Annotated in this window: 9 protein-coding genes; 6 read left to right on the top strand and 3 right to left on the bottom strand. The window is 62.7% G+C overall.

Features of this window, described 5'->3' with window-relative positions; translation table 11 throughout:
* The 6 genes from EN884_RS18400 to EN884_RS18375 form a co-directional block, all read left to right on the top strand.
* Positions 1-214: preprotein translocase subunit YajC (locus tag EN884_RS18400; RefSeq protein ID WP_164895046.1), on the top strand; the 214-nt coding region annotated here is incomplete at its 5' end.
* Positions 215-265: 51 nt separating this feature from the next.
* Complete coding sequence (gene secDF / locus EN884_RS18395) at positions 266-2,815, top strand: protein translocase subunit SecDF (protein ID WP_128360664.1); 2,550 nt, start codon at positions 266-268, stop codon at positions 2,813-2,815.
* Positions 2,790-3,233 (top strand): Mth938-like domain-containing protein, encoded by a 444-nt coding sequence (locus EN884_RS18390; RefSeq protein ID WP_050580472.1) that lies wholly within the window; start codon positions 2,790-2,792, stop codon positions 3,231-3,233. Before secDF ends, EN884_RS18390 begins: the two co-directional genes overlap by 26 nt.
* A 1-nt stretch (position 3,234) precedes the next feature.
* A complete protein-coding gene (locus tag EN884_RS18385; protein WP_063170250.1) occupies positions 3,235-4,077 on the top strand; it encodes a phytoene/squalene synthase family protein in 843 nt (280 codons plus the stop codon).
* An 83-nt stretch (positions 4,078-4,160) separates the two neighbouring features.
* Positions 4,161-4,589, top strand: a complete 429-nt coding sequence (locus EN884_RS18380) for a hypothetical protein (RefSeq protein WP_027160420.1) — start codon at positions 4,161-4,163, stop codon at positions 4,587-4,589.
* Positions 4,589-5,539, top strand: coding sequence for a sterol desaturase family protein (locus EN884_RS18375; protein WP_174564975.1), 951 nt, complete (start codon positions 4,589-4,591; stop codon positions 5,537-5,539). Before EN884_RS18380 ends, EN884_RS18375 begins: the two co-directional genes overlap by 1 nt.
* A gap of 11 nt (positions 5,540-5,550) precedes the next feature.
* Here EN884_RS18375 and EN884_RS18370 read toward each other — a convergent pair whose 3' ends face one another.
* The 3 genes from EN884_RS18370 to trmFO all read right to left on the bottom strand — a co-directional run.
* Positions 5,551-5,868: a type II toxin-antitoxin system ParD family antitoxin gene (locus tag EN884_RS18370; RefSeq protein ID WP_013531311.1), complete on the bottom strand. Its 318-nt coding sequence runs from the start codon at positions 5,866-5,868 to the stop codon at positions 5,551-5,553.
* Between the two features lie 44 nt (positions 5,869-5,912).
* Complete coding sequence (locus tag EN884_RS18365) at positions 5,913-6,479, bottom strand: hypothetical protein (protein WP_063168112.1); 567 nt, start codon at positions 6,477-6,479, stop codon at positions 5,913-5,915.
* A 3-nt stretch (positions 6,480-6,482) separates the two neighbouring features.
* Positions 6,483-7,475 (bottom strand): methylenetetrahydrofolate--tRNA-(uracil(54)-C(5))-methyltransferase (FADH(2)-oxidizing) TrmFO (gene trmFO / locus EN884_RS18360; protein WP_128360663.1); only part of this gene is annotated, 993 nt, incomplete at its 5' end.

Raw genomic sequence — 7,475 nt, 5'->3', positions numbered from 1 at the left:
GCTGAAGAAGCGTGGCGAGATGCTGGCCGCGGTCCGTCGCGGCGACACGGTCGTCACCGGCGGCGGCTTCGTCGGCAAGGTGACCAAGGTGATCGACGACAACGAGCTCGAGGTCGACCTCGGCAATGGCTTGAAGGTGACGGCGCTGCGCTCGACGATCGCCGATGTGCGCGTCAAGGGCGAGCCGGTGGCCAACCAGAACGCCAAGAAATAATCCAATTTTAGGCGGAGCGATCCGCGGACACGCTCTGACGGACGACGCCATATGTTGTATTTCTCGCGCTTCAAGATGATCCTGATCTGGGTGGCCGTGGCCATCACGGTGATCCTCGCCGCGCCCAACCTGTTCTCCGCCAGCACGCTGGCGCAACTGCCCAACTGGGTGCCGAAGCGGCAGATGACGCTCGGCCTCGACCTGCAGGGTGGTTCGCACATCTTGCTGGAAATGAACCAGAACGATCTGATCAAGGACCGGCTGGAGACGACGCGCGACGAAATCCGCACGCTGCTGCGCGACGCCAAGATTGGCTATACCGGCCTTGCCGGCACGGGGCGGACCCTGCAGGTTCGCATTACCGATCCCGCCCAGATCGATGCCGCCAAGACGGCGCTGAAGACGCTGACCGATCCGGTCGCCGCCGGCCTGTTCACCGGCGGTTCCGTGCAGGAAATGACGCTCGACGATTCCGAGCCCGGCCTGCTCAAGTTCAACGTCACCGATGCCGGCATCAAATACCGCACGTCGACCGCGCTGACGCAGTCGATCGAGGTGGTCGAACGCCGCGTCAACGAACTCGGCACGACCGAACCCATCGTGCAGCGGCAGGGCGACGACCGTATCCTTGTCCAGGTGCCGGGTCTTCAGGACCCGCAAAGGCTGAAGGAAATCCTCGGCCAGACCGCCAAGCTGACCTTCCAGATGGTCGACCAGTCGATGCCGGTGCAGGACGCGCTCAACGGCCGTCCGCCTGCCGGCTCGTCGGTGCTGTATTCGCAGGACGATCCGCCGGTTCCGTATCTGATCGAGAACCGCGTCATCGTCTCGGGCGAAAACCTCGTCGATGCGCAGGCGACCTACAATTCGCAGAACAACGAGCCGGTGGTGTCGTTCCGCTTCGATTCGAAGGGGGCGGCGCGCTTCGGCCAGGCCACGGCGCAAAATGTCGGCAAGCTGTTCGCCATCATCCTCGACAACCAGGTGATTTCGGCGCCGCAGATCCGCGAGCCGATCCTCGGCGGCACCGGCCAGATCTCCGGCAATTTCACCGCCCAGAGCGCCAACGATCTCGCCGTGCTGCTGCGCGCCGGCGCGCTGCCGGCGACGCTAACCGTCATCGAGGAGCGTACCGTTGGTCCGGGCCTTGGCCAGGATTCGATCCATGCCGGCAAGGTTGCCGGCATCATCGGTTCTATCCTCGTCGTTGCCTTCATGTTCGTCGCCTACGGCTTCCTCGGCTTCCTCGCCAACATCGCGCTGGCGGTGCACGTGGCGATGATCGTCGGCGTGCTCTCGCTGCTTGGCGCGACGCTGACCTTGCCTGGTATCGCCGGTATCGTGCTGACCATCGGCATGGCGGTCGATTCCAACGTGCTGATCTACGAGCGCATCCGCGAGGAGCGGCGCGCCGGCCGCTCGGTCATCCAGGCGATCGATACCGGTTTCACCAAGGCGCTGGCGACCATCGTCGATTCCAACATCACCTCGCTGATCGCCACCGTGGTGCTGTTCTATCTCGGTACCGGGCCGGTGAAGGGCTTTGCCATCACCTATGCCATCGGCATTCTGACGACCGTCTTCACCGCCTTCACCTTCACCCGTCTGCTGGTCTCGATCTGGCTGCGGCGTGCTCGCCCGAAGGAATTGCCGAAGGCGCCGGTGACCTTCGTTCCGCCCGGCACCAAGATCCCCTTCATGGGCATCCGTCGCTGGACGTTCACGCTGTCCAGCGCACTTTCGATCCTGTCGGTGGTGCTGTTCATGACCGTCGGCATCAACTACGGCATCGATTTCAAGGGCGGTTCGCTGATCGAAGTGCAGGCCAAGAGCGGCAATGCCGATCTCGCCGACCTCCGCGCGCGGCTGACCGAACTCAACATCGGTGAAGTCCAGGTGCAGCAGTTCGGTACGCCGAACGACGTGCTGATCCGCGTCGGGACGCAGGATGGTGGCGAAAATGCCGAGCAGACCGTCATCGACAAGGTGCGCGGCGAGCTGCAGGATAATTATGACTTCCGCCGCGTCGAAGTGGTGGGACCGACCGTGTCCGGCGAGCTCGCCAAGCAAGGCACGATCGCCATGCTGATCGCGTTGCTCGGTATCCTGATCTATGTCTGGTTCCGCTTCGAATGGCAGTTCGCGGTCGGCGCCATCGTGGCGACGGTGCACGATGTGGTCATGACGCTCGGCTTCTTCGTCATCTCCGGGCTGGAGTTCAACCAGTCGTCACTGGCGGCGATCCTGACGATCATCGGCTATTCGCTGAACGATACGATCGTGGTCTATGACCGTGTCCGAGAGGATCTGCGAAAATACAAGCGCATGCCGCTGCCGCAACTCCTGAACAACGCCATCAACGAGACGCTGTCGAGAACGACGCTGACCTCGGTGACGACGATCCTGGCGCTGCTGGCGCTGGTGCTTTTCGGCGGCGAGGTGATCCGCTCGTTCTCCATGGCCATGCTGTTCGGCGTCATCTTCGGCACCTATTCGTCGATCTTCATCGCCGCCCCGCTGCTGATCCTGTTCAAACTGCGGCCGCAGGCTACGGCCGACGAGGAGAAGCCGGTCAATGGCGGCAAGGCGGTCGCGACCTGACGCGCGCCCCCGAAGAGGTTTAACGGTGACCAGCAAAGGCATCGTCATCCGCGAGGCGCATTTCCCGGGCCGCGCGCCGATCGAAGCCTACGGCAATGGCGGATTCCGCTTTGCCGACATGTCGCATCGCGGTTCGCTGCTCTGTCTGCCATCCGGCATCCATGGCTGGGAGCCGGTGGACCCCTTGGCGCTGACGGTGGCGGATTTTGACAGGCTGCTGTCCGAGGCCGACAAGATCGAGATCCTGCTGGTCGGCATGGGCAGGGATCTTCGGCCGTTGCCCGCTGCATTGCGGGCCGCGCTGAAGGCCGCCGGCGTTGCATCCGACCCGATGTCGACGGGGGCCGCGGTGCGGACCTACAATGTCCTTCTGGCGGAAGAGCGCGCCGTGGCCGCCGCGCTCATTGCCGTCGATTGACATGTCTCGAAGCGCTGAAATCGTCATGGACGCGGTGCGCGCCGCCGATCATGATCGCTATCTGACCGCGCTCTACGCGCCGGACGGCAAGCGCGACGCGCTGTTTTCGCTCTACGCCTTCAACGCGGAGATATCAGGTATTCGCGATCGCATCCATGAGGCGCTACCGGGCGAGGTGCGGCTGCAATGGTGGCGCGATGTCATTGCCGCCGGCGGCGAGGCCGGCGCCGGCCATCCCACTGCCGAAGCCGTGAACGCTACGATAGCGACATTCGGCCTGCCGAAGCCGGCCTTCGAGAACATGCTCGATGCGCGCATCTTCGACCTCTACGACGACCCGATGCCGTCGCGCACCGATCTGGAAGGCTATTGCGGCGAGACGGCCGCAGCGCTCATCCAGCTTGCGGCGATGGTGCTCGATCCCGTCGAGGCGCCGCGCTTTGCCGAACTGGCGGGCAGGGCAGGCTGCGCACAGGCGATGACCGGCCTGCTGCTGCTGTTGCCGCTGCACCGCCAGCGCGGACAATGTTTTGTCCCGGCCGACATTCTGGCGGCAGCGGGATCGTCGCCGGAAGAATTCGTCACCGGCGACGGCGGATCCGGCGCCAAACGCGCGGTGGCGGCGATGATGGCGCTGGCACGGGAACATCTTTCCGCCTTCGAGCAAGGCGCACCGGCTCTCCCGGTCTCGCTGCGCCCGGCATTCCTGCCGCTGGCCCTGTCGCGCGCCTATCTCGGCAAGATGGAGAATGGCTCGCCGTTCGGTGGCGTGGCGCGGCTCTCGGCCTTGCGCCGGCATTGGCTATTGCTGCGCCGCGCGAGCAAGGGTTGGCCAGCACTTTGACGTAAACGTCAACCGTGCTAAGAAGTCTCCGCGCCAAAACTGTCGCCATAGACGACAGGCCGGCCGGAGGAGATACCCATTCAATGAGCTTGCCTTTGCTGGTTGCGATCGTCGCCCTTGGCATCGCGCTGTCGGTTGCCGCGGTGCATTTCACTGGCGGCAGCAAGACGGCGACGCTCAGTGGCGCAGATCATGCGAAGAGCCGGTTCGCCGAGGATTTTCCCGACGAGATCGTGGCGGCAGTCCGCCTGACAGCAGATGCCGGGACCGCGTTCCTGGATATCGGGCGAGGGCGCTTCGGGATCGTTCACAGCGTAGGCGACTGCTTCTTGACCCGCATCGTCACGCCTCAAGATGTCACGATTTTGGACGCTGGAGACGGGAATACGGTCTCGCTGCGGCTCGCCGATTTCACCTGGAAGGGCGGCCGCTTCCGCTTTGCCAGCGCAACGGATGCGCAAGGCTTGCTGAAGGCGCTTGAGCCGCAGAGTTTCGGCGGAGAGGCGGCATGATGGACGACTACAATTTTCCGCAGGTCACTCAACTGGCCATCCCGTTCTTCGTTGTCGCGATCCTGATCGAGCTTTGGTTGGTGCGCACCGGCCGTGCCAAGGGTTCGTTCGAAACGCGCGACACATTGACCAGCCTGATGATGGGTACCGGCAATGTCGTTGCCGGGCTGCTGCTTGGCGTCGTGTCCTACTGGGCGTTGCTGTGGCTCTGGCAGTTCCGCGTCTTCAATCTCGGCCTGTCGATCTGGGTCTTTCTGGTGGCCTTCCTGCTCGATGATCTGCGCTACTATTTCTATCACCGCATCGCGCACCGGGTGCGCTGGGTGTGGGCCGAACACGTCAACCACCATTCCAGCCAGCACTACAATCTGTCGACAGCGCTGCGGCAGAGCTGGACGGGCCTGTTCACCTTCATGTTCGTGCTGCAGGCGCCGCTGGTGCTGCTCGGCTTCCACCCGGCGGTGATTGCCTTCACCTTCGGCTTCAATTTGGTCTGGCAATTCTGGATCCACACCGAGACCATCGGCAAGATGTGGGGCTGGTTCGAGTTCGTCTTCAACACGCCCTCACACCACCGCGTCCACCACGCCACCAATCCGCGCTATCTCGACGCCAACTATGCCGGCACGCTGATCATCTGGGACCGCATGTTCGGCACCTTCGTCGGGGAACTGGAAGAAGACCGGCCGCGCTACGGCATCGTCAGGAATCTCGGCACCTTCAATCCGCTGAAAGTGGCATTCCATGAATGGATCGGCATGTTCAGGGATGCCTTTGCGCCCGGTCTGACCTTGAGCGATCGCCTGAACTATCTGATCAAGCCTCCCGGCTGGAGCCATGACGGCTCGCGCGAGACTTCGGAGAGTTTGAAGGCTGCCTATGTCAGGCGAAATCCTGCTGAGGCGGGGAAGCCTGGGTTGCCAAGCGTGGGGGTCGAGCCCGCCGAGTAGAACTTCTTATGTCAGGAGGGTCCGTCGTCATCGCTGTCGTACGCCAATTGCGCGATTCGTTCCCTCACTTGCGCGATGGCGTGATCCAGCGGAATAGCGGGACGCGTATCTTCGATCGAAGCCTTTATCTTGGCCCGGATCGCGGCTAGGCGCTCGGCATGCTCCTCTTCCTCGCGCTGGAAGGCCCGGAGCGCCGCGCGGATGACTTCGCTCGCCGAGCCGAAAGAGCCGTCTTCGACTTTTTGGCGGATAAGGCGGGCCATTGCTGGCGTGACTGTGACAGAAAGTTTCTCGGCGAATTCCGTGGAACGGCTCCCATTGGACAGCAAGTGGGATTGTATCCTGCTTCATCCGTGCGGCCAACGATGAGGTCCTAGCGCCTGGGTTTCGCCCGGCCAGCTTCCGAACCATCCGGCATGGTGGCGCTAATGCGCCGAGTTGTGCCGAAATGCCGGCCGAATTCATGGCCCCCCAAATCTGTAAAATTGGCTTCGAACTCAACCAGCGCGTCGACAATAGCCGGCGCCTCCGAGCTGGGAGCCTCCTGCGTGAATCGTGCACTGAGGTAGGCGCCATGAGGATGTGAGGGATCCAGACGGGCTTGGATCGCCCAGAAGGATGACAGCGAATAGATCGCTTTCATGAAATCCAGAATTAGCCGGTCATTGTAGGGACCTTCGACAGGCTGAACGGCAATGATTCTCTTCAAGCTTCGATCACGGTTCTCATTGTAATTTTCATTTTCGTACAGCCAACCTTGGCCCCCGTGAGGCTGACCTATTAGCGCCTCGATAGCGGGTATATGAACTTCGCGCAGCTTCCGCAGGTTGGTGCATCTGACATAGATGCTCCAGCAAATTTCGTAGTCGCCGGCGAAAGGTTCGCCACTCGGCGGCAGGTCCGACGGCAGAAGCTGGTGCAGCTCGGAGTGCTTGGCCACGGACTACTCGGCGGCTTGCGCTTGTGCCGGCAGCCCTAGCCATTCTCGGCAATCAGCCTGCGCACGCGATGTGATGGCGTGCCGCTTGGCAACGGTCTTGTCCTTGCCGCGCATGCGTTTGCCCTCGGCCTTCGGAGCTTCGACAGGTGGGAACAGGCCGAAATTGACGTTCATCGGCTGGAATGAGCGCTTTCCCGGCTCGTCATCGGAGACAATATGACCGCCGGTGATGTGGTTGAGCAGAGCGCCGAAGGCCGTGGTCAGCGGCGGCAGGGACGGAGCAAGGCCGAGCCGCTCCGCTGCGGCGAAGCGGCCGGCGAGCAGGCCGATGGCCGCACTTTCGACATAGCCTTCGCAGCCGGTGATCTGGCCGGCGAAACGCAGGCCGGGCCGCGACTTCAGTTGCAGCGAAGCGTCGAGCAAGGTCGGCGAGTTGATGTAGGTGTTGCGGTGCAGGCCGCCGAGACGGGCGAAATCAGCGTTTTCGAGACCCGGTATGGTGCGGAAGATGCGCACCTGCTCGGCATGCTTCAACTTGGTCTGGAAACCGACCATGTTGTAGAGCGTGCCCAGCGCATTGTCCTGCCGCAACTGGACGACGGCATAGGCCTTTACCGTCGGATTGTGGGCATTGGTCAGCCCCATCGGCTTCATAGGCCCGTAGCGTAGCGTCTCGACACCGCGCTCGGCCATGACTTCGATCGGCAGGCAGCCGTCGAAATAGGGCGTGCCTTCCCATTGCTTGAATTCGGTTTTCTGGCCGTCGACCAGCGCTTGCACGAAGGCAAGGTACTGGTCCTTGTCCATCGGACAATTGATGTAGTCCTTGCCGGTGCCGCCTGGCCCGACCTTGTCGTAGCGCGACTGGAACCAGCAGGTATTCATGTCGATCGTGTCGAAATGGATGATCGGCGCAATGGCGTCGAAGAAGGCGAGCGCATCGGCGCCGGTCGCTTCCGCGATCGACTGGGCAAGCCCGGGGGCGGTCAACGGACC

Source organism: Mesorhizobium sp. M7A.F.Ca.AU.001.01.1.1, assembly GCF_004022735.1.
Taxonomy (GTDB): Bacteria; Pseudomonadota; Alphaproteobacteria; order Rhizobiales; family Rhizobiaceae; genus Mesorhizobium; species Mesorhizobium ciceri.
Note: the sequence above shows the minus strand (reverse complement) of the source record. Positions and strands in the feature narration are given on the sequence as shown.